Source organism: Ruegeria sp. BJ3, from assembly GCF_056535665.1.
In genome coordinates, this window is record NZ_JBQFIT010000001.1 from 2,173,580 (window position 1) to 2,195,891 (window position 22,312).

A 22,312-nucleotide genomic window follows, 5' to 3' on the forward strand; every position below is an offset into this window, starting at 1 on the left:
GGTCCGATGCGCTTATACGCGATTTGCGTCTACCTTTTTCTCTATATTCCAATCGGCATCATCGCGCTTTTCAGCTTTAATGCCGGACGACACGCAAGCCAGTTCATGGGGTTCTCGACCCAATGGTATGGTAGAGCGCTGAACAACCCATTTGTAATGGACGCGCTCGAGACCAGTCTGCTTGCGGCATTAATAACTGCTTGCCTCGCATCCACTCTCGGAACCATGGCGGCCATCGCTTTACAAGGGGTTAAGGGATGGCTCCGAACTTTGTTTGATGCGATGATTTATATTGCGATAATGATACCCGGTATCGTCATCGGCATCGCGACACTCATTGCCCTGGTCACCGTATTCGGCTGGCTAAACCCGCTTCTTGCAAGCCTATGGCCCGATGGAGCAAATCCCCCGCAACTTTCCATGGGGATGCCCACGCTTGTCGCCGCCCACACCATGTTCACAATGGCGCTGGTCATAATCATCGTACGTGCAAGGCTATCGGGTATGGACCGCGCGCTCATGGAAGCTTCGGCTGACCTCTTTGCGACGCCCTGGGGCACCTTTCGACAGGTGACCCTGCCGTTGATAGCACCGGCAATTTTGGCAGGCTTCCTGCTCAGCTTCACTTTCTCATTTGATGATTTCATCATCGCGTTCTTCGTAGCTGGCTCAGAAACAACCCTGCCAATCTACATATTCTCATCCATCCGGCGCGGCGTAACACCCGAGATCAATGCCATCGGCACTATGGTTATGGGCGCGTCGCTCTTGTTGCTCGTAGCAGCGCAGCTGCTTTTGCGCCGAGGCGCCTCAAAATCGAAAAATTAAATAAAGGAGCCAAGTGACATGCGGCTTGCAGGTAAGGTCGCGCTCGTGACGGGCGCGGGATCAGGAATTGGTCGGGCGGGTTCAATGGCAATGGCACAAGAGGGTGCGCATGTTGTGGTAACCGATCGCGATGCAACACTTGCTGAAGCCACTGTGGCCGCGATCGTAGCGCAGGGAAATCAAGCATCTGCCATACAGCTTGATGTGACCGATGACGATGCCCTTACCAGAACCATAGACCAAGCAGTTAAAAACTTCGGTCGGCTTGACGTGTTGCACTCTCACGCTGGGTTGCAGATCGAAGGAACGCTGGAAGAAGTGGAACCAGATGGAATGGATGCTTCTTGGGCATTGAATGTCCGCGCTCACTTCATTGCCGCGCGTGCAGCCGTCGCCCATATGAAATCACAAGGTGGAGGCAGCGTGATCGTCACGGCCTCCAATTCTGGGGTTCAATATGACCGGGGTATGATCGCCTATGCGACTACAAAGCACGCTGCTGTTGCGATGGTTCGGCAGATGGCAGCCGACTACGCTGTCCATGCAATCCGTTTCAATGCCCTATGTCCAGGATTTGTAGACACCCCTTTCAATGCAGGCTTCGAAAAGCAGATGGGAGGCCGTGCCAAACTGGAAAGCTACATCGAGCAGGCGATCCCCATGAGTCGATGGGCGACAGTTGAAGAGATTGGCCATGGGATTGTCTATTTAGCTTCAGATGAATCCGCTTTTATGACGGGGCAAGCCCTGGTTATCGATGGCGGTGAATGCATTTAGTGATGGGTTAGACCGCTCAAGAGAATGTCTATCGCCGCAATTCATTTTGGCGAGCACATTTCAGTCCGCTTTGGGCTCGAGGCAGACGTTCGCTCACCTACGCTCAATGACTGCATTGCGGACGAAGCTGCCGATTATGATCACTTAATTGATGTCCGCTTTTGGGATCAGTGATCTTGATCACACAGGTCGTGGTCTGCAAGCGAAGCCAAGACATAACAGTCTTCTACTACGCCACGACCGTCGCATCCTTGAGCAATACGCTTCAGTTCATTCTCCAGCGCCTTTAGCCTTTTGATCTTCGCTCGCACTTCGGACAACTGACCTTCGGCAATCTTGGTGGCGGCTTCGCATGACCGGTCCGGATGATTTTGCAACTCGATCAGCGAAGAAATCGCTTCTATGGAGAAGCCAAGATCACGCGCATGACGGATGAAGCTCAGGCGTTCCAGACCCTCATTTGTGTAACGCCTCTGGTTGCCAGCTGTACGTTCCGGCTCTGCCAGCAGCCCCATTTCTTCGTAGTAGCGGATGGTCGGAACTTTGACTTTCGTGCGCTTTGAAAGCTCTCCGATGGAAAACATGAAAATACCTCTTGAACCTCTAGTCACTAGAGGCACTACACTATGATCAAGACAGATTCAAAAAGGCTTTCCAATGTCAGGATGTTGTGGGCATGACGCCAAGTTCGATGGCGTGTCAGATGATTACAAAAGGCGGCTATGGATCGTCATTGCGTTGAACGCGACGATGTTCGTAGTCGAGATGACCGCTGGTCACTACGCAAAGTCACAGGCGCTTCAGGCTGATGCTCTCGACTTCCTCGGCGACGCACTGACCTATGGTATCTCGCTCGCTGTGATCGGTGCCTCAGTTCGCGCCCGCACCAATGCAGCTTTGGCCAAAGGGGTGAGCTTGCTTTTGATGGGCCTTTGGGTATTCGGATCGACCGTATACCGCGTCTTCTATGTCGGCGTCCCTGAAGCTGAGATCATGGGCATAATCGGAGCTCTTGCACTGGCTACAAACCTTGCCAGTGTGTTGTTGCTTGTCAGCTACAAAGACGGCGATGCCAATGTCCGCTCTGTCTGGCTCTGTTCGCGGAACGATGCCATCGGCAATGTGGCCGTTATGTTTGCGGCCTTGGGCGTCTGGGGAACGGCAAGCGGTTGGCCAGATCTGATTGTCGCAGCGATCATGGCAACGCTGTTTCTTTCTTCTGCTTTCCAGATCGTGCGCCAAGCGCTCGCCGAGCGCCGGGAAGTTGGAGAACATCAGCATGCTTACCGGGGATGAAGACAACCTATCACGAATGATGCGAAATTTGCTCAATTGAGTCGCAAGTAAAGAGGACTCTCACTATGCACCTGAAACGCCGCCAAATACTGACTTACGCCGCAGGCTTCGCCAGCACAGCACCATTTGCCACGTTTGCGCAAAACACACCTTCCATCCATGTTCTCAAGGATCCGAATTGCGGCTGTTGCAGTGCTTGGATCGATATCCTTCGGCAGGAAGGCTTTCGCGTTACCGAGGAGCGCAGCTTTGGAACACTGCTCGTCCGCCACAAATTGGACAACGGCATTCCCGAAAAAATGATCTCCTGCCATACAGGCGAGATCGATGGCTACATGATCGAGGGGCACGTACCGGTTGCCGACATTCGTCGTCTGTTGGAGGAGCGACCTAGCGCCATTGGACTTGCTGTTCCTGGGATGCCTTTCGGTTCGCCTGGGATGGGGCCGGAAGATCGTCGTGAGGCTTACGATGTGTTTTTGTTCCGTCGGGACGGCGCTACCGAGGTATTCACGAGTTACGAAGCGGCCTGAGGCGACAGTCATCGAGCGGAAACAGTACGAAGGAGGAGAAGATGACACGGAGGTGCTGTCAGACGAATTCGAACCAGTCTCAGTTTGCCGCGGAAACCGCGAACCTATCCGGAACAAAGTTGACGCCACTCGCGTAGAGCGGCGGCGCGGGTCAGCTTGAAGGTGTCTCGACTGGCTAACGGTCTTTCCTGGTTGAAGTGGTTGTAAACGGAGGAATGGACGGAGGCGAATTTCTGTAGACTTCGCATGCGCTTGAAACGCTGCATCGCGCGTTCGCGTCGTCGAAACGGCAGGTGCGAATTCTCAACACGGTTGTTGAGCCACCTGCCCGTCTGTTGTTTTTCGAGCGCGCCTATTTCTCTGAGCGCAGCCTTGTATGAAGCGAAGCGATCTGTGACGACCTCCTTGGCGCAACCGTGCCGCTTCATCAATTTCTTGAGAAATTTCAGTGCAGCAGCTTTGTTACGGCGCTTTGTTACAACTGCTTCCAGCACCTCGCCTTCGTCATCCACAGCGCGCCAAAGATAATGCCGTTTGCCATTCACTTTCACAAAGACCTCGTCCACGTGCCACTTCCATTTTGAAAAGGTTCGGAGTTGCTGCACACGCTTCCGTCGGATCTCAGCGGCGAACATCGGGCCGAACCTATTCCACCAATAGCGGACTGTCTCATGGCTTACATCGATCCCACGTTCATGCAGGAGATCTTCGACATTTCGAAGCGAGAGCGGGAAACGGATGTACAGCATCACCGCAAGGCGGATGACCTCGGGACTGGTTTTGAAGTACTTGAAAGAGGCAGGTTTGGTCATGGGCAAAAGCTACGCAACCGTCCTGCCTGCCTCAAGACAAGTTCTTCTGACAAGACCGTCGCCGCGGCATAGGTCAACGACCACTGACTTAGTTCTCCATTACGATCTTTGCCATGGTCGAAAGACAATGCGGCATTAGTGGCGGCCGAGCCTGGCTCCGCGTTGACGGTTGAGTCTGCATCAAACTATACTTTTGCCATGCCTAGCGGAAAATACATCGACGATTTGTCGGTTGGCGAAACCTTCGAAACCGGAGGCGTTACGCTGACCGAGGGAGCGATTATTGACTTCGCACTGGTTCATGACCCGCAGCCCTTCCACGTTAACAAAGTGGCTGCCGCAGAGTCGATTTTCGGCGGTCTCATCGCCAGTGGATTTCAGACAATAGCCCTTACTTTCAGGTTGTTCCGCGACACTGGTGTACTTACCGGCACCAATCTGGGTGGACATGGTATGGACGAGGTGCGGTGGCTGGCTCCTGTGTATTCCGGTGACACGATCAGCGTGCGCGTCACGGTTGAGGCAATTACACCATCACGTTCGAAGCCCGACCGGGGAACGGTCAAATTCCGATACCAGACATTTAACCAGAACGATGTTGAAGTTCTTAATCTGATCATGCACCACGTGATGGCATATCGGAGTTAAGGCAGTTTGCAGCGACTTGGGCGCGCCGATCAATTTGAACTCCCATTGTCATCTTCAAGAGTATCCTTGGGCCCGCTACATAAGGCTTCTATTCGCAATTGCGGTCGTGGCGTACATGCAAACTAGCTTGTTCGCGTGTTCTCAATCCTTTTTGCCTAAATAACTACTTGTAGATTGCCGCATAGCGAGGTGCGAAGAACTTAACGAAGGCTCTAACCTCTGGCCGACGATAGGCTTCCGGCGAAATGAGCATTAGGTGCGGCACCGCAAGTTCGGGGATTTCGTCGAAACATCGGATAAAAGACATATCTGTTTCCACCAGCTTGACGTTGCTGATTCCAAGGCCTTGCCCTGACCTGATCGCCGCATGCATTAGCTCGAGTTCAGTGAAAGACATAACGATCTGGTCCGGCTCCACGTGATTGGTCAACCATTCGTGGAATACATTTGGTACATCGTCCCGCTGAAAGGTAACAAACTGATGCCCGGCCAGATCATTCGTTGACCCCGGTAAGCCAAATTTGTCCGCGTAATTTCTGCTGCCGAACAAAGACCAGCGGGCCGTGCTGATCTTCCGGCAAATCAGGTCAGGATCGGGATCGGTTCTTGCAAGGCGCAAAGCAATGTCGGCCTCGCCCGCCATCAGGTCCAGCGCCCGAACGCTGGATAAAAACTCGAATGCGACATCCTGATTGTCGGCGGAAAACTCGTTTACGATTTCAATCATGCGTGCGGAGAAGTTTGCCGAATAAGCGGTGATACGGATGGGTTGTGTCGACGTCAATTCCTTCGCGCAATCGGCAAATTCGAGGACTGAAGCCTCGATTGCCTCGGCTAGGGGAGCGAGGCGAAGCGCTTCTCGGGTCGGCTTAAACCCGTGCGTACCGCGCTCAAACAGCGTCAACCCTGTTTCTCTTTCGAGAACATCAATGCGTCGGGCGACCGTTGGTTGGGAGACCGTTAGCTTTCTAGAGGCCGCAAGCGTCGATCCTTCTCTCAAGACAGAGAGGAACACACGAATATCCGACCAATTTCGGAACCCATTCTTCATTTTTGTAGAACAGCACAATTTTGTGCCGGATACCAGAAAAACAGGTGAACAGTTACCTTTGTTGCGACAGCGCAAGTAACTCGGAAAGGACCATGAGATGGCTTCCCATACAATGTCACCCAGCATCTGGACCGTATTTGGTGGACTGATCGGTTGGACCAAGAGAGCCTGCCCCGAAGCCCGGAAGCCGCGGCCTACAGCTGACGATTTTCACGCTGAACGCGACTATATTAATGACGTGATCTGGAGTAATCCCGACGCGTTTTCGAGTGAGCTTGACGTGCAGAACATGGTGAGTCTTTATCCAGGAAGGTTCTGACGACACTTGGTGACAATCGGCCGAATAAGGCGATTAGATCACGCCAAATGCAGCTGCAAGCTGGAAGTGGCAGCCACGCACCTGTGTTGTAGCCATTGAGTAAGTACCAATACGAGACTTTCATGAAGCCCGCGAAAGAACCCAGGCCGATTTACTTAGCTCAATCACCCCTTTTTGCGCACCACGACAACAAATTGGGTCATCGAAAAGAAGAAGCGTCCAGTCCTTGCAAGGCTGAGCTGCTCATCAAACCACGATTGCGCAACTGCGGGATCAACATGGTCATTTGCGACAGTGTATTGCTTCATGAGGTGCATCATCATGATTGCGAGGCCATCAGGCTTCAACTGGTGATCCGTCATTGTGAACGACAAGACATCTTCCACACGGTCGCCGCGAGCCTTTATCAGCGCGGGCAGTCTTTCCGGGACGGAACCACTCACAAAGTGCTGGTTCCAGGATGTCAGCATCTTTTGCATTCTGTCGGGCTCATCGCTGAACCAGATCAAGCTGCCAAAGTGTAGATCGCTGATGACGAGGCGCCCGCCGGGTTTGACGCACCGCAGCGTGTCAGCCAACGCACCGTCTACGTCTTCGATGTACTCAAAGACCTGTACCGAGACGGCCTTGTCAGCACTCTCATCCTCAATGGGCAAGCTATTTGCGGCACCAGCACGAAACTCCACGTTTGCGTAGTCGCTGCACCGTTCTCTAGCAGCTGCCGTCATGTCAGCGCTTGGGTCGATCCCGATGACATAGCCATCCGAGCCAACTGCCCGGGCCAACTCAACTGTTAACATCCCGTTGCCACAACCGATGTCCAAAATAGTTTAACCAGGAGCCGGGCACAGCGCATCAAATGAAGCCTGTCTTCGCCGCGTCAGTTCTGCGCCTTGATAGGCGATTTCAAGTAATTTCGTTGTTTCAGCGTCAAATTTAAGCAACTCTCCACCCTTACAAAGCCCACATGCCCCCAAAACCTTATCAGAAATTGAGTTATCTACGAAAAGCAGGACGGATCGTTGAGGCTTGAACATGGATCCACCAACAATAAATGAATGCGCCGACTTGATCCGACGAATGATTTAACCCCGAGAGCGAAGGACGCATCTGCCGCTCTATCGGACCAGCTTTTCGTGGCGTTTCGAACGTTAGAACAACATCAATTCAAGGGATGTCGAGGCCGTTCTCTCGTCCGAAATCGGTATAGAAGCTGTCACTGCGGCATCGGTTTAAAGTGGCTTCGTCCGCTTCTCTTGGGTCGGTGCCAGGGCTTTGGACACCTGTTGGTGCTGTCAGACCAATTCGAACCAGTCTCTGCCAGGACAGGGTCACTGCCTCTTATCCAGCGCAGAGTCCGCGCCATTCGGCGAGGGCGGCGGCGCGGTTCAACTTGAACTGGGGTCTGCTGGAGAGGCTGCGCTCGTGATTGAAATGGTTTGTGACGGAGGCATGGACGGAGGCGAACTTCTGTAGACTTCGCATGCGCCGGAACCTGAGCATCGCTCGCTCCCGTCGTCGGAAAGGCAGGTGTGAGTTCTCCGCTCGGTTGTTGAGCCAGCGACCTGTCTCCTGCCGGTCGCCTGCTCCGAGTTCCTTCAGAGCGGCGCCATAGGACCGGAGCTTGTCCGTCACGATTGCCTCGGGACGACCGTGCTTGCGCATTGCTTTCTTGAGAAATTTGAGCGCCGCCTTCTTGTCTCGTGTCTTCGTCACGAAGCTTTCCAGCACCTCGCCCTCGTGATCAACAGCCCGCCAGAGGTAGTGACGCTCACCGTTGATCTTCACGAACATTTCGTCGAGGTGCCAGCGCCACCGGCTGGATTTTTTCCCTCCGATCCGGCGTTTTCGGATCTCCGAGGCGAACATCGGACCGAACCTGTGCCACCAATATCGGACCGTTTCGTGGCTCACATCGACACCCCTTTCATGAAGGAGATCTTCGACATTCCTGAGCGAGAGCGGAAAACGGACGTAGAGCATCACCGCCAAGCGGATGATCTCCGGGCTAGTTTTGAAGTACTTGAAGGGACGGGATCTGGTCATGCAGGGACGCTAGCCAGCGGCCTGCCCTGCCTCAAGATAAGTTCCTCTGACACTACCTGAATGTGCCCTTCCAACAATACCGTTGCAATGATCCAACCCGCGGCCCTACGGTGGCGGCAACTAATCCGTTCAGCAATTTCGTGCTCGGGGGCACAGCTCATGGTCGAACCGATCGAGGTACACAGTTTCATTGCCATGACGCTCGGCATAGTCGTCTACTTTCTTGGAGCACAGCTGTCCGACCGGTTTCCGATCCTGCGAAAGTACTCTATCCCCGAACCGGTATCTGGCGGATTGCTTGCTGCGATTCTGACGCTTGTCGTTGTGACTGCGACCGGGCGCGAGGTGATTTACGACCTGGATGCGCGTGACTCCTTGCTGGTCTACTTCTTTACCACCATCGGGCTGAACGCGAAGTTTTCGGATCTGGTCAAGGGCGGCCCGCTGCTCGGCATCATGCTTCTTCTGACGATTGGCTACATGGTCGTTCAAAATGGCATCGGCGTTTTGGGCGCGTCGATCTTTGGCCTGCACTCGCAGGCTGGTGTCATGATGGGAACGACATCACTGATAGGCGGCCATGGCACCGCGATCGCGTGGGGCCCAGTGGTAGAGCAGCAATACGCGGTGGCGGGCGCCGCCGAACTGGGCATCGCCGCCGCGACGGTCGGTTTGATTCTGGCAAGCCTGCTCGGCGGCCCCATCGCCAACTACCTGATCAGCCGCGACAAGCTGGAACCGAGCACCGAGGAGCGCGCCGCCGCAGCTGGAGAAGAAAGCGCGGCTGAAAACGCCAGCACTGCCTCCTTCGGTGGCCCTACGAACCCCGGCCTGATGAGAGCCATCCTTTGGTTGCACATCTCCATTGTGATCGGCTTTGTCGCGGATGAAGCGCTGGACGCGGCGGGTTTGAAGCTGCCGTTGTTTGTGCCCTGCCTTCTTTCCGGCATCGTCATCGCCAATCTCGCTCCAAAACTGTTGCCGCGCATCAAGACACCTACCGGAACCGCGTCGCTGCAGCTGTTGCAGGACTTTTCACTGGCTGTCTTCCTGTCCATGTCGCTGATGAGCATGCAACTCTGGACCCTGGCGGGCTCGGCCGGTGTTCTGGCCTTCACGATGCTTCTGCAGACTGCCGCCGCTGCCCTGTTCATCGTTTTCGTTGTCTACCGAATGATGGGACGGAACTACTTTGCCGGCGTCATCTCGGCCGGGTTTGCCGGCTTCGCCCTCGGCGCAACGCCGACGGCGATCGCGAACATGACGGCGGTCACGCAGAAGTATGGCCCCTCGCCTCTGGCCTTCATCGTGCTGCCGCTGGTGTCGGCCTTTTTTGTGGACGTCGCCAATGCCTTCATCATCCAGGGGTTCCTTTCGGTTCTACCCTGATCCTGCGCATCACCGGAACGGTGCAAGAACTGCGGCGGGCGGACTTGCGCGGCGGTATCTGCAAATGACGTTCAGAAAGCGGCGGGCACGTCCGAACGGAACGCCAAGGACAGAAAAAGCACGGCGATGGTCAGAAGAAACACAACCCCGGCAATGGGCCAGTCCCGCAGTCGCAGTTCGCCTTGATGCAGCACCCGGGCAAGCGCAGCGCCAGAGCACCACAGAAAGGTTTCGAACGCGCGCAGGATGTCGCGCGGCTGTCCTCCTTCCGGGGATGAAACGTGGCGCCACACAAGGTTCCAGAGTATCACCGACAAGAGCACGCCCAGAATGGGCGGCCAGACTGACGGCCATACCTTTCCAGGCGACAGCGTCTCGACTCTGGCTTCACCGGCCAGTGGCAACAGCCAGATCAGGGATCCCGCGGCCAATTGTAGAGCTACCCAAGGCACCCACAGCCCCGGCTTTGGGGTATGGTCTTTCTTCAAAGATACTTGCAGATTGACCAGATAGCGCGCCATCAGAACCGTTGTGCCCACTGCGGCAAGCGACATGAGCGGACCAAGCCAAACGTACCACGAGGACACTACAGCTGCCCCTTTGAGGGCCGTTTTTGCCACGGCACCACTGGTCAGGGGCAACCCCGACAAGGCCGCGGCGGGCAACAGCAAGGTCAGGAAAACCGGGCCACGCCATCTGCCGGCATTATGCGCCATGCCGACGCCCAGAAACAGGGTCCCTTTGGCAAGACCGTGGTGGACGGCATACAAAAGCGCCGCCACGATCGCCATCGGCGCAGCGTCCGGAACGGCCAGCGCGATACCGATAGGAATGGTGATCAGCCCCATCTGCGAAATGCTCGAATAGGCCAGAACGGCCTTGGGGTTGTCCTTGGTCGAACCGACCAGGGCGCCGTAGAACGCCGCGGCCAAACCGGCGATGACAACCGCAATCCCCCAGTGCGGCGCGGCAACCGCTCCGATCGGCAGGAACCGCAACCACCCCAGCAATCCCGCCTTGATCATCGCGCCGCTGAGAACGGCGCTGGCGGGTATCGGCGCCGCGGGATGTGCCAGCGGCAACCAGAAATGTAAGGGCAAGGCACCCGCCTTTATCCCGAAACTGACCAGCACAAGTGCGATCACAAGGTTCGAAGCCGCCGGATCGCGGTAAGGCAGTTCCGTGAAGCCGGCGCCCGTGATCTTGATGACCGCAACGAAAAGAAGGGTCTCGCCCAGAATGGCGAGCGCGATGTAGACCCGCGCGGCGCGCCGGGCCTCGGCGCTGCCATCGTGGACAACAAGCCCGAACGAGCTGACCCCCATCACCGCGAACAGGACAAAGAAGCTGGCTGGGTCCAGGCAGATGTTGAGGCCAAGGCTTCCAGACATCGCTGTCAGGTAGAAAGCTGTGAACCGCCCGCGCCGGGGATCGTCGGCCAGGTAACGTGATCCGAACAGGCCTGCCAACAGCCACAGCAAGCTGGTGAACAAAAGGAAGGTTTGGCTGGTCTGGTCCATGCCAAAACGTGCGCCATCGAGCAGCACGGGAACGCTGACGGTAGTGCCCAATGGCACCAGGAATGCCGAGGCAAGCGCCGGAAGCGCGGCCCAGGCGGCCAGTCTTAGGCAAAGCCCGCGACAGGCCGGCAGCGCAAGCCCGGCGGCAAGCAAAAGCGGCAGCAACGGCACAGCAAGCAGAATTGCAGAATGGACCGATACGGGGGCAAGCTGGGTCATCGGCTGCCCCCTGGTTGCCTGCGCCACCTCATGACCCAGCCCCCCCGAACAGCTGTGCGGACAGGTCTGGTCCTTCGCTCACCAAGGCAAGCGGAGCGTTGGGTGTAAGGCCCAGGAGGCAGGCGATCACCGCAAGGACCAGCGCAGACCACTCCAGCCGGCGCAGTGTCGGCGCAAAGCTGCGGGCGGTCCCTGGTGCAAACGCACATGACACGACGCGATAGACGTAGACGCCCGCAAGCAGACCACCGATCAGGATCGTTGCAGTCAACCACCACAATCCGCTTTGCAGCGTCGCTTCAAGAAGCATCCACTTGGCAATGAACCCGCCACTGGGCGGCAGGCCCATCAAGCTGAGGCCGGACAACCCGAAGGCAAGCATCGATACCGGCATGTGCGGTGCGATTTCACTCAGGTCGTCGATCCGGTCATGACCTGCCGCATGCAACATCGTGCCGGCGCTGAAGAACATCGCGGCCTTGGCGAACCCGTGCGACAGCGCAAAGTAAACCGCGCCGCCGTATCCAATGCCCTCTGTCGCGGTGACAAGCGGAAAGGCGACAAAAAGGTAACCGAGTTGGGCAACCGTCGAATAGGCGACAAGAAGCTTCAGCCTGCGCTGATAGCAGGCCAACAATGACCCCCACAGTATTGCGGCTGCCCCCAATGCACCAATCCAATGCAAGGCAGTGCCTGTCACCGCCGGCGCGAAGAGCTCGAACCACAATCGCAGCAGCAGGTAGAACGAAGCCTTGACCACCAAGGCTGACAGAATGGCACTGACCGGTGCGGGTGCATTGGCGTGCGCGGGTGGAAGCCAGAAGTGCAACGGGAAGACCGCCGCCTTCATGAGCAGTCCCGCCGTCATCAATGCTATGGCCAACCAGGTGATCGCGCCCGGTTCCATCACGCTGCCAAGCGCGACCAGGTCCAGCAGCTGGTGTTCGGCATAGAGAAGCGACACCCCAAGCAGGTAGAACAGCGAGCCCAGCAGGCTGACCAGCAGATAGCGCATCGCCGCGTTCAGCGCGGCCGCCGTGCCCGGCAATGACGCCAGCGCGACGGCGGCAAGGCCGACGATCTCTAGGGTGACGTACAAGTTGAACACGTCGGCAGACAGGAAAAGTGCGTTCAGCCCTCCCAGAAGCAGCAGCCAAAGGGGCCAGAAAAACCGTTGCTGCCTGCTTTCGGCGGGGAAATAGCCGGACGCATACACACTGACAGCCATCCCGACAGTTGCCGTCAGGATGAGCATCAGGCAAGCAAGCCCATCTGCCCTCAGTTCGATACCTAGTGGCGTTCCCCAACCGGCCACGTGATGCGTGACGGTCCCTCCGCCCCGGACCTGAACGACAAGCGTCACCGAGACGATGGCATTGATGAAGGCCGCGGAGAGACCGATTTTCGCCCCTAGGCGCCATGTCAAAAACGAGGCGGTTGCCGCTGCAAAGGGAAGCAGCATCACCCAAGCGATCCATGCAGGTTCGGTTGGTCCCGGCATTGCTATGTCCCGGCCTCGTCGTCCGTGCCGACCGACAGGCGCGTTTCACCCGTCACCTGATGCAGGCGGGTCGCCAAGGCAAGCGCCAGCGCCGTTGCACTGACCGCGACGACAACACCTGTAAGCACCATCGCGCGGGGAACCGGATCAGCGACGGAGGCGCTGCTTTCGCCGGATGATGCGATCAGCAGCAGGAACACGCCGGCATTGATGATGTTTAGGGCGATGATTTGCCGAAGCAGTTTGCGATCTGTGAAAAGACCGAAGAGGCCCAGACCCACAAGCATAGCGCCGGCGACGATGTAAGGTGCCAGGGTCGGCATCATTGCCCCTTGTCTCGCAATTTGTAGATTGGCGAGCCACCCAACGAGATCGCGGCCAACGAAAGCCCGATCGAGATGGTTGCAGCCAGTTCGATCGCAAGGATCACACCCTTCGCCAGTTCCGGGTTCAGAAACAGAAGGGTGCCCGAAGACAACAGGCTGATGGTCGCCAAGCAAAGGAACGCGCCGACCCCCATCGTCAACCCTACCTCGAGCCAGGGCCGCATCCGGGCACCGGGCTGCCACCCCATCAGCAGGGCCAGAACGCCACCTGCCGCAAGGATCGCCCCGGCTTGGAATGCCCCGCCGGGCGCTGTCGCGCCGACCCAGAGCAGGTAGCCCGCCGTCAACAGGCACATGGGCTGCAGGATCTTACCGGCCTCGCCCAGGACCGGGCCCGTGGAAACCAGCGTCGCGGGATCTGCACGCGCCGGACCAAGTGACCACATGCTGACAACGGCCAGAAACAAGACACAGGTTTCGAGGAAGGTATCGTAGCTCCGGAAGTTCAGCAGCACCGCCGTTACCGGATGGCTGGCACCGCTGTCGGGCAATCCTTCCATCACACGGTCCGCAAGCTCGCTGTTCCCCACGGGGAGACGCATCAGCGAAATCGCCAGTCCCCAAGAGATCGCGGCCGCCAACGCGCCGATCAACAGGCGCGCCACGGGGGATGTGTCGTCATTCATTGTTCTGCCCCCCATCCTGCTGCGGCGGACTGCGCAGGCGCCGCCAGGCTGCAAGCAGAAGAACGCCCGTCAAACCGGCACTGATGGATGCCTCTGCCAAGGCAACGTCCGGTGCGTCGAGCCGCACCCATGCAAGTGCAACAAGCAGACCGAAGGCGATGAACAGCACGATAGCGGTGAACATCTCGTGGCTGGCAAGTGTTCTCCATGCCAACCAGATCAACGCCATCGCCAGAACGAGGTCGAAACTCAAGTTCAACGCTTCCATGGTTTCGCCCCCTTGCGAACCGCTGACTGGGCAATCAGATGGGCGGTCGTTGCTGCGCTCACCAGCACCAGGCCCCATATCAGCACCAGTTTCAGAGCAATCAGAAACTGCCCGGACATCACCGCCAGCCCCGCGACGATGAACCCCAATCCGACGTTGTCCGCTTTGGTCAGCGCGTGCAGCCGCGTGAAGATGTCCGGCAATCGAAGCATCCCCACCGTTCCGGCGAAAAAGAAACAGACCCCGATCAGAAGCAGGGGCAGCGCCAGCATCGAACTAGTTGTCATCGGTCGCTCCGCCGCTTGTCTCGCCGCGCACGAAGGCGATGGTGGTGATCGCAGCAAGCAGAGCCATGACCAGCGCGGCGTCTATCAAGGCGGGCAACCCGGTCGCGAAACTGGTCACCAGCAATACCGCAACCGCTGTCGTGCCGAACAGCTGCGCCGCCATCATCCGGTCTGCATCGCTCGGACCGCGAAACACCCGATACATTCCAGCAAGCAGGAACAGCAAAAGCAACAGGGCAATCAGCAGCAACAACGAACCCATTTCCTCACCCCGTCTCCTGCAGAAAAATGGCGGCTATCCGCCTTTCCAGTTCTCGAAGCTCCGAAGTGACCGGCATGCTGCCGTCCAGCACATGGATATGCAAAAGACGTCCGTTCAGATCCGCCGTCAGTGTCCCCGGAAGCAACCCTATCGTCCCGACGAACAATGCCGTCGCCCTCCCGGGGGGCAAGGTGGTCTGATACTCGACCATCGCGGGTTGGACTTCCCGTCCTCGAAACAGCACCAGCGTAGCGGTTGCAAGACCGCCGCGAAAAGACCCGATCAGAAAATAGGGAAGGAACCGAAGGACCCCGGATAAGCGCGCGCAACGGCCATTCAGCCGTCCAAGCCGATGGTTCGCGACCACAACGAACAGGACAAGCGGGGCACCTATCAGACATGAAGCCAGATCCCCACCTGCTAGCACCGACCAGATCGCCGCAAAGACCATGATCTGAGCCATGAACCCGCGCCACGCCGAAAAGCTCGCCTGTTGCATGCAGATCCCTTCATTCTTCGACATTGGCGCCATCTTGCCCGGACACTGTCGGTTTCGTTCTTCTGGCACCGATCAGCGCGGCAGTTCCGGGCCCTCGGAGGCCGATCGAATTGCGCCCACCCGCTTACTGCGAACTCGTGCGAACCATCCGCCAAGTCGCAAGAAGCCGGTAGCTTTGGCATGCCGATTTCCTTGTCTGCGGTCGGGCTGGCGATGATCCAGTGCGTGAAACGTATTTTTCAGCGAGAACACCGGTCAACTCGGAGGCGAGCCAAAATGGCTCATTGGCGGTTCCCGGACCGGCAATGCGGCGAAACGGCCGTCAGAGTTCGAGGTCCCTAACGTATCGCAAGGAGTCGGTCAAAGCCGCGGTCATCAGCCCGAACATCAGGAAGCCGTTTGCACCCGTCATACCGCCTAACAGTCGGTATTCAGTCGGGACAAGCACATCGCCCAGTCCAAGCGTCGTGTATGCAATCAACGAATAGTGAAAGGCCTCTTCAAGCGTTCCAAACACGTCCGCCCAAGTGAATACGAAGGTCCAGAGCCATACGCCCAACGTGACCATCGTCATGGCCGAAAGAATGATCAACATGATGGCAAGCAATGGCTTGGCAGGAAAGGTCGGGCGCCTCAGCCATGGCTCCATCGCCGCTATCAGCCTGTCCATCGCCCACCAAACCAGGACACCACAGATCAGCGATGCAAGGGTGATGAAGGAACCAAGTATCAACTGGTAGATCATGTACTGCATCCTCCGGGACCGATGCCTGCCCCCTGCGACGAGATCCGCTCGGCGACCTGTGGGCACTCTCGCACCATCTAGGAAACGGGCGGCCTGGACTTGTCATGTTGAGTGAGCAAGAGCCCGATTCAGGGACGGCGGCCATAGCCGGCCAACCTGCTAGTCGTCGTTTTCGGACCCCATCCTTAACGTTCTTTCCTGCTGGACAAACACCCGAGCCAAATCGGCTCGCCCGCACATTGACCGGTATCGTCACCAAAAATACGCTTTTCAGGAACTCCGGCAGAAGACCGGAGCCAGTTAATTGAACTGAAGAACAGCCTTGATGTATCGCGGCGTGACTACCCGCTGCATTGTCAGTTTTGCAGCCCGGCTTGAGTATCGGGCGCGGGGAGAAGAATGCTGCCACATCACGTGAAAAGCACGAAGGGCCTGGATTTGCCGATCGGCGGGGCGCCTCTGCAGTTGATCGAAGATGGGCCAGAAGTTCACTCGGTTGCCATTCTCGGGGCGGATTACAACGGTTTGGAGCCGAAAAAGCTGGTCTCGGAAGGAGATCGGGTCGTGTTGGGCCAACCGCTTTTCCAGCAGAAGAGAGACCCGTCGATCCAGTTCACCGCACCGGCGAGCGGTGTCGTTACCAACATCCACCGTGGTGAAAGGCGCGCCCTCAAATCCTTCGTCATCGCGGTCGACGGGGCCGGCGACCCGGGCGCCGACACCCGCAATGAAACCGGAAGCGATGCATCGCCCGACACGCTGCGGGCGCGGTTGCTGAAGACAGGTCTTTGGGTTGCGTTCCGCACCCGCCCGTTCAGCCGCATTCCCGCGTCCGACGCGGTGCCCCGGTCGATCTTCGTGACCGCCTGCGATACGCGCCCGCTGTCCGCAGACCCACAGGTCGTGGTTGCCGAACACGCTGGTGCTTTCGCGTTGGGGCTCGACCAGCTTGCCAAACTCGCCTCGGGAAACGTCTATCTTTGCACCGGTCCCGGATGGTCCGGTCCGACCGGGACCGCGGCGTCAGTTCGGCATGTCGTGTTCGACGGGCCGCACCCTTCCGGACTGCCGGGAACCCACATTCACAGTCTGGACCCGGTCGGCCCCGAACCCGAGGTCTGGCACATCGGATACCAGGATGTCATCGCGATCGGAAAGCTGATTGGCGAGGGCGTGATCTGGACCGAACGCGTGGTCGCGCTTGGCGGAACCGGCTTCAGCAGGCCCCGTTTGGTGCGCACCCGGCTTGGCGCGGACGTCATCGAGCTGACGGCAGCAGAGTTGGCCCCCGAAGACCCGGGCAACGATGCGGCCCGGCTCGTTTCCGGTTGCGTTCTGAGCGGCCGCCACGCACGCGGCGCCGAAGCCTACCTTGGAAGATACCACCTGCAGGTTTCGGCTGTTCCGCAGATGCGCCCCAGTCGCTGGCGGCCGTGGGCGGAACCGAGCAAGAACCGGTTCTCGTTCGGGAATTTCCTGTCCGGGTTCCTTTCCACCCCTCGGTTCACCACCGACCAGAATGGCCGCGCAACAGCCATGGTGCCCATCGACGCGTTTGAAAGAGTGATCCCCATGGATGTGCTGGTCGCGCCGCTTCTGAAGGCCCTGCTCATCCGGGATACTGACCAGGCGCAGTCTTTGGGCGCCTTGGAGATGGACGAAGAAGACCTGGCTCTGTGCTCCTTCATCTGCCCGGGCAAGAACGACTATGCCGCGGTGCTGCGCCACAACCTCGAAGCGATCGAAAGGGACGGTTGATCGGGATGGCGGAACCGAAATCAAACACAGGCGGCAACGCACGGGCCGGGTCAAGTCGGGAAACGGTCGACCTGATCGACGAGCTGCGCCTTCGGTTGGTGTGGCGTTGGACGATCCCTACGGTTTCGGCACCGCATGTGCGGGATGCCAACAGTATCGACCGACTGCTAAACCGCTTCATAATAGCCACGCTGCCCTGCTGGCTGATCGGAATGTGGAATCTCGGTGAACAAATCGCCGTGGGAATGCACATAGCCGGCATCGACAACTTGCCGGGGTGGCGGGCAGCACTGATCGAAGGGATCGGCCTGTCGATCGACCCCGAGAGCCTGGTGTCGAACTGGCTTCACGGGTTCCTCTATTTCCTTCCTGTATTCCTGACCGCCCTGATCGTCGGCGCGTTCTGGGAGATCGTGTTCGCAGCCCGCCGCGGGCGCCCGCTGGACGAAGGCGTCCTCTGCATCGCCTGGATATTTGCCCTGATTTTGCCTCCAACGGTCACATTCTTTCAGGTCGTCTACGGGATGACCGCCGCAATGATCGTCGGGAAGGCGGTTTTCGGCGGAACCGGGCGGTATCTTGTCAGCCCGGTGATCCTTGGGGTTTGCATCCTGTTTTTTTCCTACTCCAGCGTCCTGCACGGGCCAGATGTCTGGATTCCGCTTCCGGGCTACCAGGAACCGACGACCCTCGAACTGGCCATCCTCGAAGGCGGCGTGCCTGCCCTGACCGCGGTCGACTACAGCTGGTGGCTGTTGTTCGTGGGCAACCAGCCCGGACCGTTCGGCGTTACCTCCGTTCTGGGGTGCCTGCTTGGTGCCGTGTACCTCCTTGCAACCGGCTCGGCCTCGTGGCGGATCATGGCCGGATCGCTGGCCGGGCTGATCATTTCGGTTGTCCTTATCGCCTTGATCGCGCCCGCAGATCAGGCCGCATTGCAGACGCCGTGGTATTGGCACGTGGTTCTGGGCGGTTGGGCTTTTGGTACGGTGTTCCTTGCCACGGACCCGACCGCCGCGGCCACGACACGTCCGGGGCGGTGGGCCTTTGGTTTCCTGATGGGCGTCGTGACCATCATTGTCCGCCTGACCAACCCCGCCTACTTCGAGGGGGTCATTTTCGCCATCCTGCTTGCGAGCACTTTCGCCCCTCTGTGTGATCACTTTGTTGTCGAGCGCAACATCAAGCGGCGCCAGGCCCGGCTGGAGCGGGAACCATGAACCGCGATGCGTTGCGATCCCTTTTGGTCCTGGTCGGCGTCGCGCTGGTCTGTTCGATCCTCGTCAGCGTTTCGACGATCACGTTGCGCCCCATTCAGGAACGCAACGAGGCCGTGCAGAGGTACAGGAACGTTGTGTCGCTGACCGGGCTCGTGGCGCCCGGCGCAGATGACGACACGATCCTCGAGGTGGTTGCACAACTTGACGCGCGGGTGGTGGACTTGGATACGGGCGAGTTCGCTTCGGATTTGGAGCCCGGTGACATCGATGCGCGGTCCGCCGTGAACGATCCCGACCGCAGCACTGCCATTCCGGCCGAAGCAGACACCGCACGGTTGGGACGCCGCCCCAACCACGAGGTGGTCTATCTCGTCTGGCAGGATCAAACCCTGAGCCGGATCATCTTCCCGATCAGCGGTCAGGGGATGTGGTCCACCATTTATGGCTTCATCGCCTTGGAAGATGACCTGAACACCATTGCAGCAGTCAGCTTCTACGAACAGGCGGAGACCGCCGGGCTGGGTGACCAGATCGAGGACCCGGACTGGCAGGACCAATGGCAGGGCCGGAAGATGTACGGCCCGAACGGCGAGGTAAGGTTCCGTGTGGCCGGTGGCGTCGTCAGCCCGTCTTCTGCGGCAGCAGCCTACGAAGTCGACGGCTTGACCGGTGCCACGATAACCGGGACCGGCGTGACGAATTTGGCCGATTACTGGTTTGGCCCGCACGGGTACGGGCCATTTCTGAAACAAATCGGCGTGGGCGCGCCAAAACGATGAAGCGTTCGATGTGGGAGATCAGAGAATGACGGTTCGGTCGACACTCTTGGACCCGGTCTTTGAAAACAATCCGGTTCTGCTTCAGGTTCTCGGTGTCTGCTCGGCCCTTGCGATCACCAACTCGCTCTACACGTCTCTGATCATGGGGGTGTCGCTGACGGCGGTTTGCACCTTCTCGAACGGTGTGATCTCGGCGCTGCGCCACTTCATCCCAAGCAACCTGAGGATCATCATTCAGATGACCGTCATCGCCACCGGGGTCGTCGTGGTGGATCAGGTATTGAAGGCCTACGCGCCGGATGCGGCCCGAACGCTTTCGGTCTTCATCGGCCTCATCGTCACCAACTGCATTGTCCTTGGCCGCGCCGAAGCCTTTGCCGCCAAGAACTCTGTCGGCATGAGCGTGCTTGACGGCATCGGCAACGGATTGGGCTACACCGCCGTGCTGGTCGTCGTGGGCACCATCCGCGAGCTGTTCGGTGCCGGCACACTGCTTGGGGTCACGATCTGGCCGGTGGCTGCAGATGGCGGCCTGTTCGTCCCCAACCAGCTCATGCTGTTGCCGCCAAGCGCCTTCTTCATCATCGGCTTCCTGATCTGGGGATTGCGGACGTGGAAACGCGAGCAAAGGGAAGCCCCGGAGTTCGACGAAACCAAGGTCCGGCCCGAGCAGCTTCCCGAACACGCGAGGAGGCACGTATCATGACCAACCTCTTCGACATCTTTCTTCGTGCGGTTCTGATCGAGAACCTTGCGCTTTCGTTCTTCTTAGGCATGTGCACTTTTCTGGCGGTATCCAAGGAAGTGCGCACGACCATCGGTCTCGGGATCGCCGTTGTCGTGGTCGAGACGATCAGCGTCCCCCTCAACAACCTCATCTACAGCCTGTTCCTGAAACCCGGTGCGCTGTCTTGGGCAGGGCTGCCCGAGCTGGACATGAGCTATCTGGGACTGATCAGCTACATAAGCGTCATCGCGGCCATGGTCCAGATCCTCGAGATGGTCCTGAAGAAGTTCGCGCCGCCCCTTTATGCGTCACTGGGGATTTTCCTGCCACTGCTGACGGTCAACTGCGCGATCCTGGGGGCATCGCTGTTCATGGTGCAGCGCGACTACACGTTCGTCGAAAGCACGGTCTACGGGTTCGGCGTCGGAACAGGCTGGGCGATCGCGATCGTCGCGCTTGCCGGGCTGCGCGAGAAGATGCGCTATAGCGAAGCGCCCGAAGGTCTTGAAGGATTGGGGCTGACCTTCATCACCGTTGGAATCATGTCGCTGGCGTTCCTGGGCATTTCAGGGATTGAGTTGTAAGATGGCCGGCACCGAAATCATCGTCTCCGTCCTGCTGTTCATGGTCATCGTGTCGAGCCTCGGGGTCCTTGTGCTCCTTGCCCGGTCGCGCCTTGTTCCCCAGGGCCAGATTACGGTGAACATCAACGACAGCCGTGACATCAAGATGGATCCGGGGGGCAAGCTGTTGGTCGCCCTGGGCGACAGCAACCTGTTTCTCGCGTCTGCATGCGGCGGCGGCGGCACGTGTGGCCAATGCAAGGTGCGGGTGCTCGAGGGCGGCGGCGAATTGCTGGCAACCGAAAAGTCCTTCATCAACAAGAAGGAGGCTGCAACCGGTTTGCGCCTCGCCTGTCAGGTCAGCGTCGACAACGACATGAAGATCGAGGTGCCCGACGACGTCTTTGGGGTGAACCGCTGGACCTGCACGGTTCGCTCGAACGAGAACCTGGCGACCTTCATCAAGGAGTTCGTCCTTGAACTGCCCAAAGGTGAGAAGATCGACTTCCGGGCCGGCGGTTACGTCCAGATCGAAACATCTCCCTACTCCCTTGATTTCAGGCAGATCGATATTCCGGGCGAATACAGGGAAGACTGGGAAAAATACAAGCTTCTCGACCTGAAATCGAATGTGACCGAGTCGACGCTGCGCGCCTATTCGATGGCGAACTACCCTGCCGAAGACGACATCATCATCCTGAACGTCCGCATCGCGACACCGCCGCCACAGGCGCCGGACGCGCCACCGGGAATCGTCTCGTCCTACATCTTCGGCTGCAAGCCCGGGGACAAGGTTGTCGTATCCGGCCCCTATGGCGAGTTCTTTGCAAAAGAGACGGACGCCGAGATGGTCTTCATCGGTGGTGGGGCGGGCATGGCGCCGATGCGGTCCCACATTCTGCACCAGTTGCGCACGCTGAAGACAAAGCGGAAGATCAGTTTCTGGTACGGCGCGCGCAGCCTGCGCGAGGCGTTCTACGTCGAAATGTTCGACAAGTTGGCCCGCGAACATGACAACTTCTCGTGGCATCTTGTGCTGTCCGAACCGCTGCCCGAGGACAACTGGACCGGGCTGACGGGGTTCGTCCACGAAGTGCTCTATCAGGAGTATCTGTCTAAGCATCCCGAGCCCGAGGACTGCGAGTACTACATGTGCGGCCCGCCGGTCATGAACGAAGCGGTGATCGACATGCTCGACTCGCAAGGCGTGGACGCCGAGAACATCATGCTGGACGATTTCGGAGGGTAATCGA

Annotated in this window: 26 protein-coding genes; 12 read left to right on the forward strand and 14 right to left on the reverse strand. The window is 58.4% G+C overall.

Annotated elements, in window-relative coordinates:
- Window positions 1–6: 6 nt before the first annotated feature.
- Window positions 7–828: an ABC transporter permease gene (locus ACR3EL_RS10885; RefSeq protein ID WP_170343057.1), complete on the forward strand. Its 822-nt coding sequence runs from the start codon at window positions 7–9 to the stop codon at window positions 826–828.
- 18 nt (window positions 829–846) lie between these two features.
- Window positions 847–1,605 (forward strand): SDR family NAD(P)-dependent oxidoreductase, encoded by a 759-nt coding sequence (locus ACR3EL_RS10890; protein ID WP_170343055.1) that lies wholly within the window; start codon window positions 847–849, stop codon window positions 1,603–1,605.
- A 167-nt stretch (window positions 1,606–1,772) separates the two neighbouring features.
- Here the strand turns inward: ACR3EL_RS10890 and ACR3EL_RS10895 are convergent, their stop codons facing one another.
- Entirely contained in the window at window positions 1,773–2,189 is a 417-nt protein-coding gene (locus tag ACR3EL_RS10895; protein WP_170343053.1) for a MerR family transcriptional regulator, read from the reverse strand.
- A 73-nt stretch (window positions 2,190–2,262) separates the two neighbouring features.
- Here ACR3EL_RS10895 and ACR3EL_RS10900 point away from each other — a divergent pair, with 73 nt between their 5' ends.
- Complete coding sequence (locus ACR3EL_RS10900; RefSeq protein ID WP_170343051.1) at window positions 2,263–2,901, forward strand: cation efflux transmembrane domain-containing protein; 639 nt, start codon at window positions 2,263–2,265, stop codon at window positions 2,899–2,901.
- Window positions 2,902–2,966: 65 nt separating this feature from the next.
- Window positions 2,967–3,434: a DUF411 domain-containing protein gene (locus tag ACR3EL_RS10905; protein ID WP_170343049.1), complete on the forward strand. Its 468-nt coding sequence runs from the start codon at window positions 2,967–2,969 to the stop codon at window positions 3,432–3,434.
- Window positions 3,435–3,538: 104 nt separating this feature from the next.
- Here the strand turns inward: ACR3EL_RS10905 and ACR3EL_RS10910 are convergent, their stop codons facing one another.
- A complete protein-coding gene (locus ACR3EL_RS10910; protein WP_480721573.1) occupies window positions 3,539–4,246 on the reverse strand; it encodes an IS6 family transposase in 708 nt (235 codons plus the stop codon).
- A 138-nt stretch (window positions 4,247–4,384) separates the two neighbouring features.
- Between ACR3EL_RS10910 and ACR3EL_RS10915 the strand changes: the two genes are divergently transcribed.
- Complete coding sequence (locus ACR3EL_RS10915) at window positions 4,385–4,894, forward strand: MaoC family dehydratase (RefSeq protein ID WP_217354834.1); 510 nt, start codon at window positions 4,385–4,387, stop codon at window positions 4,892–4,894.
- A 163-nt stretch (window positions 4,895–5,057) separates the two neighbouring features.
- Here the strand turns inward: ACR3EL_RS10915 and ACR3EL_RS10920 are convergent, their stop codons facing one another.
- The 3 genes from ACR3EL_RS10920 to ACR3EL_RS10930 form a co-directional block, all read right to left on the reverse strand.
- The gene (locus tag ACR3EL_RS10920; protein WP_217358614.1) at window positions 5,058–6,071 is read right to left on the reverse strand and encodes a LysR family transcriptional regulator; all 1,014 of its coding nucleotides are present in this window, start codon (window positions 6,069–6,071) and stop codon (window positions 5,058–5,060) included.
- 357 nt (window positions 6,072–6,428) lie between these two features.
- Window positions 6,429–7,088: a methyltransferase domain-containing protein gene (locus ACR3EL_RS10925; protein WP_302476845.1), complete on the reverse strand. Its 660-nt coding sequence runs from the start codon at window positions 7,086–7,088 to the stop codon at window positions 6,429–6,431.
- A 517-nt stretch (window positions 7,089–7,605) separates the two neighbouring features.
- Window positions 7,606–8,310: an IS6 family transposase gene (locus ACR3EL_RS10930; RefSeq protein WP_170340517.1), complete on the reverse strand. Its 705-nt coding sequence runs from the start codon at window positions 8,308–8,310 to the stop codon at window positions 7,606–7,608.
- Between the two features lie 159 nt (window positions 8,311–8,469).
- Here ACR3EL_RS10930 and gltS point away from each other — a divergent pair, with 159 nt between their 5' ends.
- Entirely contained in the window at window positions 8,470–9,699 is a 1,230-nt protein-coding gene (gltS, locus tag ACR3EL_RS10935) for a sodium/glutamate symporter (RefSeq protein WP_170340515.1), read from the forward strand.
- Window positions 9,700–9,770: 71 nt separating this feature from the next.
- Here gltS and ACR3EL_RS10940 read toward each other — a convergent pair whose 3' ends face one another.
- The 9 genes from ACR3EL_RS10940 to ACR3EL_RS10980 all read right to left on the reverse strand — a co-directional run bounded on the left by ACR3EL_RS10940 (window position 9,771) and on the right by ACR3EL_RS10980 (window position 16,012).
- The gene (locus ACR3EL_RS10940) at window positions 9,771–11,438 is read right to left on the reverse strand and encodes a complex I subunit 5 family protein (protein ID WP_480721576.1); all 1,668 of its coding nucleotides are present in this window, start codon (window positions 11,436–11,438) and stop codon (window positions 9,771–9,773) included.
- Between the two features lie 28 nt (window positions 11,439–11,466).
- On the reverse strand, window positions 11,467–12,939 hold the full coding sequence (locus tag ACR3EL_RS10945; RefSeq protein ID WP_170340511.1) for a complex I subunit 5 family protein: 1,473 nt from the start codon (window positions 12,937–12,939) through the stop codon (window positions 11,467–11,469).
- 2 nt (window positions 12,940–12,941) lie between these two features.
- Window positions 12,942–13,262, reverse strand: coding sequence for an NADH-quinone oxidoreductase subunit K (locus ACR3EL_RS10950; RefSeq protein WP_217355050.1), 321 nt, complete (start codon window positions 13,260–13,262; stop codon window positions 12,942–12,944).
- Window positions 13,262–13,951 carry an MnhB domain-containing protein gene (locus ACR3EL_RS10955; protein WP_480721579.1) on the reverse strand — a complete coding sequence of 230 codons (690 nt, stop codon included), beginning with the start codon at window positions 13,949–13,951 and terminating at the stop codon, window positions 13,262–13,264. The genes ACR3EL_RS10950 and ACR3EL_RS10955 overlap by 1 nt, the downstream gene beginning before the upstream one ends.
- A complete protein-coding gene (locus ACR3EL_RS10960) occupies window positions 13,944–14,219 on the reverse strand; it encodes a Na(+)/H(+) antiporter subunit B (RefSeq protein WP_170340506.1) in 276 nt (91 codons plus the stop codon). Before ACR3EL_RS10960 ends, ACR3EL_RS10955 begins: the two co-directional genes overlap by 8 nt.
- A complete protein-coding gene (mnhG, locus tag ACR3EL_RS10965; protein WP_170340504.1) occupies window positions 14,207–14,506 on the reverse strand; it encodes a monovalent cation/H(+) antiporter subunit G in 300 nt (99 codons plus the stop codon). Before mnhG ends, ACR3EL_RS10960 begins: the two co-directional genes overlap by 13 nt.
- Window positions 14,496–14,768 carry an MrpF/PhaF family protein gene (locus tag ACR3EL_RS10970; protein ID WP_170340502.1) on the reverse strand — a complete coding sequence of 91 codons (273 nt, stop codon included), beginning with the start codon at window positions 14,766–14,768 and terminating at the stop codon, window positions 14,496–14,498. The genes mnhG and ACR3EL_RS10970 overlap by 11 nt, the downstream gene beginning before the upstream one ends.
- A 4-nt stretch (window positions 14,769–14,772) precedes the next feature.
- Window positions 14,773–15,291: a Na+/H+ antiporter subunit E gene (locus ACR3EL_RS10975; RefSeq protein WP_170368208.1), complete on the reverse strand. Its 519-nt coding sequence runs from the start codon at window positions 15,289–15,291 to the stop codon at window positions 14,773–14,775.
- Window positions 15,292–15,589: 298 nt separating this feature from the next.
- Complete coding sequence (locus tag ACR3EL_RS10980; protein WP_480721583.1) at window positions 15,590–16,012, reverse strand: ion channel; 423 nt, start codon at window positions 16,010–16,012, stop codon at window positions 15,590–15,592.
- A gap of 399 nt (window positions 16,013–16,411) precedes the next feature.
- On the opposite strand from ACR3EL_RS10980, the gene ACR3EL_RS10985 reads away from it, so the two are divergent.
- The 6 genes from ACR3EL_RS10985 to nqrF are packed head-to-tail and all read left to right on the forward strand — an operon-like array spanning window position 16,412 to window position 22,308.
- Complete coding sequence (locus ACR3EL_RS10985) at window positions 16,412–17,770, forward strand: Na(+)-translocating NADH-quinone reductase subunit A (protein ID WP_170340497.1); 1,359 nt, start codon at window positions 16,412–16,414, stop codon at window positions 17,768–17,770.
- A 5-nt stretch (window positions 17,771–17,775) separates the two neighbouring features.
- Window positions 17,776–18,990, forward strand: coding sequence for an RnfABCDGE type electron transport complex subunit D (locus ACR3EL_RS10990; RefSeq protein WP_170340495.1), 1,215 nt, complete (start codon window positions 17,776–17,778; stop codon window positions 18,988–18,990).
- Entirely contained in the window at window positions 18,987–19,769 is a 783-nt protein-coding gene (locus ACR3EL_RS10995) for a Na(+)-translocating NADH-quinone reductase subunit C (protein ID WP_170340493.1), read from the forward strand. The genes ACR3EL_RS10990 and ACR3EL_RS10995 overlap by 4 nt, the downstream gene beginning before the upstream one ends.
- 25 nt (window positions 19,770–19,794) lie before the next feature.
- Window positions 19,795–20,475: an NADH:ubiquinone reductase (Na(+)-transporting) subunit D gene (locus tag ACR3EL_RS11000; RefSeq protein WP_170340491.1), complete on the forward strand. Its 681-nt coding sequence runs from the start codon at window positions 19,795–19,797 to the stop codon at window positions 20,473–20,475.
- Window positions 20,472–21,080 (forward strand): NADH:ubiquinone reductase (Na(+)-transporting) subunit E, encoded by a 609-nt coding sequence (gene nqrE / locus ACR3EL_RS11005; protein WP_170340489.1) that lies wholly within the window; start codon window positions 20,472–20,474, stop codon window positions 21,078–21,080. Before ACR3EL_RS11000 ends, nqrE begins: the two co-directional genes overlap by 4 nt.
- 1 nt (window position 21,081) lies before the next feature.
- Window positions 21,082–22,308: an NADH:ubiquinone reductase (Na(+)-transporting) subunit F gene (nqrF, locus tag ACR3EL_RS11010; protein WP_170340487.1), complete on the forward strand. Its 1,227-nt coding sequence runs from the start codon at window positions 21,082–21,084 to the stop codon at window positions 22,306–22,308.
- The last annotated feature ends 4 nt before the right edge of the window (window positions 22,309–22,312 follow it).

Coding starts and splice junctions, on each gene's coding strand:
- ACR3EL_RS10890 (WP_170343055.1), top strand. CDS start 847: ATGCGGCTTGCAGGTAAGGTCGCGCTCGTGACGGGCGCGGGATCAGGA.
- ACR3EL_RS10930 (WP_170340517.1), bottom strand. CDS start 8,310: ATGACCAGATCCCGTCCCTTCAAGTACTTCAAAACTAGCCCGGAGATC.
- ACR3EL_RS10910 (WP_480721573.1), bottom strand. CDS start 4,246: ATGACCAAACCTGCCTCTTTCAAGTACTTCAAAACCAGTCCCGAGGTC.
- mnhG (WP_170340504.1), bottom strand. CDS start 14,506: ATGACAACTAGTTCGATGCTGGCGCTGCCCCTGCTTCTGATCGGGGTC.
- ACR3EL_RS10975 (WP_170368208.1), bottom strand. CDS start 15,291: ATGTCGAAGAATGAAGGGATCTGCATGCAACAGGCGAGCTTTTCGGCG.
- ACR3EL_RS10950 (WP_217355050.1), bottom strand. CDS start 13,262: ATGCCGACCCTGGCACCTTACATCGTCGCCGGCGCTATGCTTGTGGGT.
- ACR3EL_RS10885 (WP_170343057.1), top strand. CDS start 7: ATGCGCTTATACGCGATTTGCGTCTACCTTTTTCTCTATATTCCAATC.
- ACR3EL_RS10895 (WP_170343053.1), bottom strand. CDS start 2,189: ATGTTTTCCATCGGAGAGCTTTCAAAGCGCACGAAAGTCAAAGTTCCG.
- ACR3EL_RS10985 (WP_170340497.1), top strand. CDS start 16,412: ATGCTGCCACATCACGTGAAAAGCACGAAGGGCCTGGATTTGCCGATC.
- nqrE (WP_170340489.1), top strand. CDS start 20,472: ATGACCAACCTCTTCGACATCTTTCTTCGTGCGGTTCTGATCGAGAAC.
- ACR3EL_RS10945 (WP_170340511.1), bottom strand. CDS start 12,939: ATGCCGGGACCAACCGAACCTGCATGGATCGCTTGGGTGATGCTGCTT.
- nqrF (WP_170340487.1), top strand. CDS start 21,082: ATGGCCGGCACCGAAATCATCGTCTCCGTCCTGCTGTTCATGGTCATC.
- ACR3EL_RS10900 (WP_170343051.1), top strand. CDS start 2,263: ATGTCAGGATGTTGTGGGCATGACGCCAAGTTCGATGGCGTGTCAGAT.
- ACR3EL_RS10960 (WP_170340506.1), bottom strand. CDS start 14,219: ATGGAAGCGTTGAACTTGAGTTTCGACCTCGTTCTGGCGATGGCGTTG.
- ACR3EL_RS10905 (WP_170343049.1), top strand. CDS start 2,967: ATGCACCTGAAACGCCGCCAAATACTGACTTACGCCGCAGGCTTCGCC.
- ACR3EL_RS10955 (WP_480721579.1), bottom strand. CDS start 13,951: ATGAATGACGACACATCCCCCGTGGCGCGCCTGTTGATCGGCGCGTTG.
- gltS (WP_170340515.1), top strand. CDS start 8,470: ATGGTCGAACCGATCGAGGTACACAGTTTCATTGCCATGACGCTCGGC.
- ACR3EL_RS10940 (WP_480721576.1), bottom strand. CDS start 11,438: ATGACCCAGCTTGCCCCCGTATCGGTCCATTCTGCAATTCTGCTTGCT.
- ACR3EL_RS11000 (WP_170340491.1), top strand. CDS start 19,795: ATGACGGTTCGGTCGACACTCTTGGACCCGGTCTTTGAAAACAATCCG.
- ACR3EL_RS10995 (WP_170340493.1), top strand. CDS start 18,987: ATGAACCGCGATGCGTTGCGATCCCTTTTGGTCCTGGTCGGCGTCGCG.
- ACR3EL_RS10990 (WP_170340495.1), top strand. CDS start 17,776: ATGGCGGAACCGAAATCAAACACAGGCGGCAACGCACGGGCCGGGTCA.
- ACR3EL_RS10920 (WP_217358614.1), bottom strand. CDS start 6,071: ATGCTGGGTGACATTGTATGGGAAGCCATCTCATGGTCCTTTCCGAGT.
- ACR3EL_RS10970 (WP_170340502.1), bottom strand. CDS start 14,768: ATGGGTTCGTTGTTGCTGCTGATTGCCCTGTTGCTTTTGCTGTTCCTG.
- ACR3EL_RS10980 (WP_480721583.1), bottom strand. CDS start 16,012: ATGATCTACCAGTTGATACTTGGTTCCTTCATCACCCTTGCATCGCTG.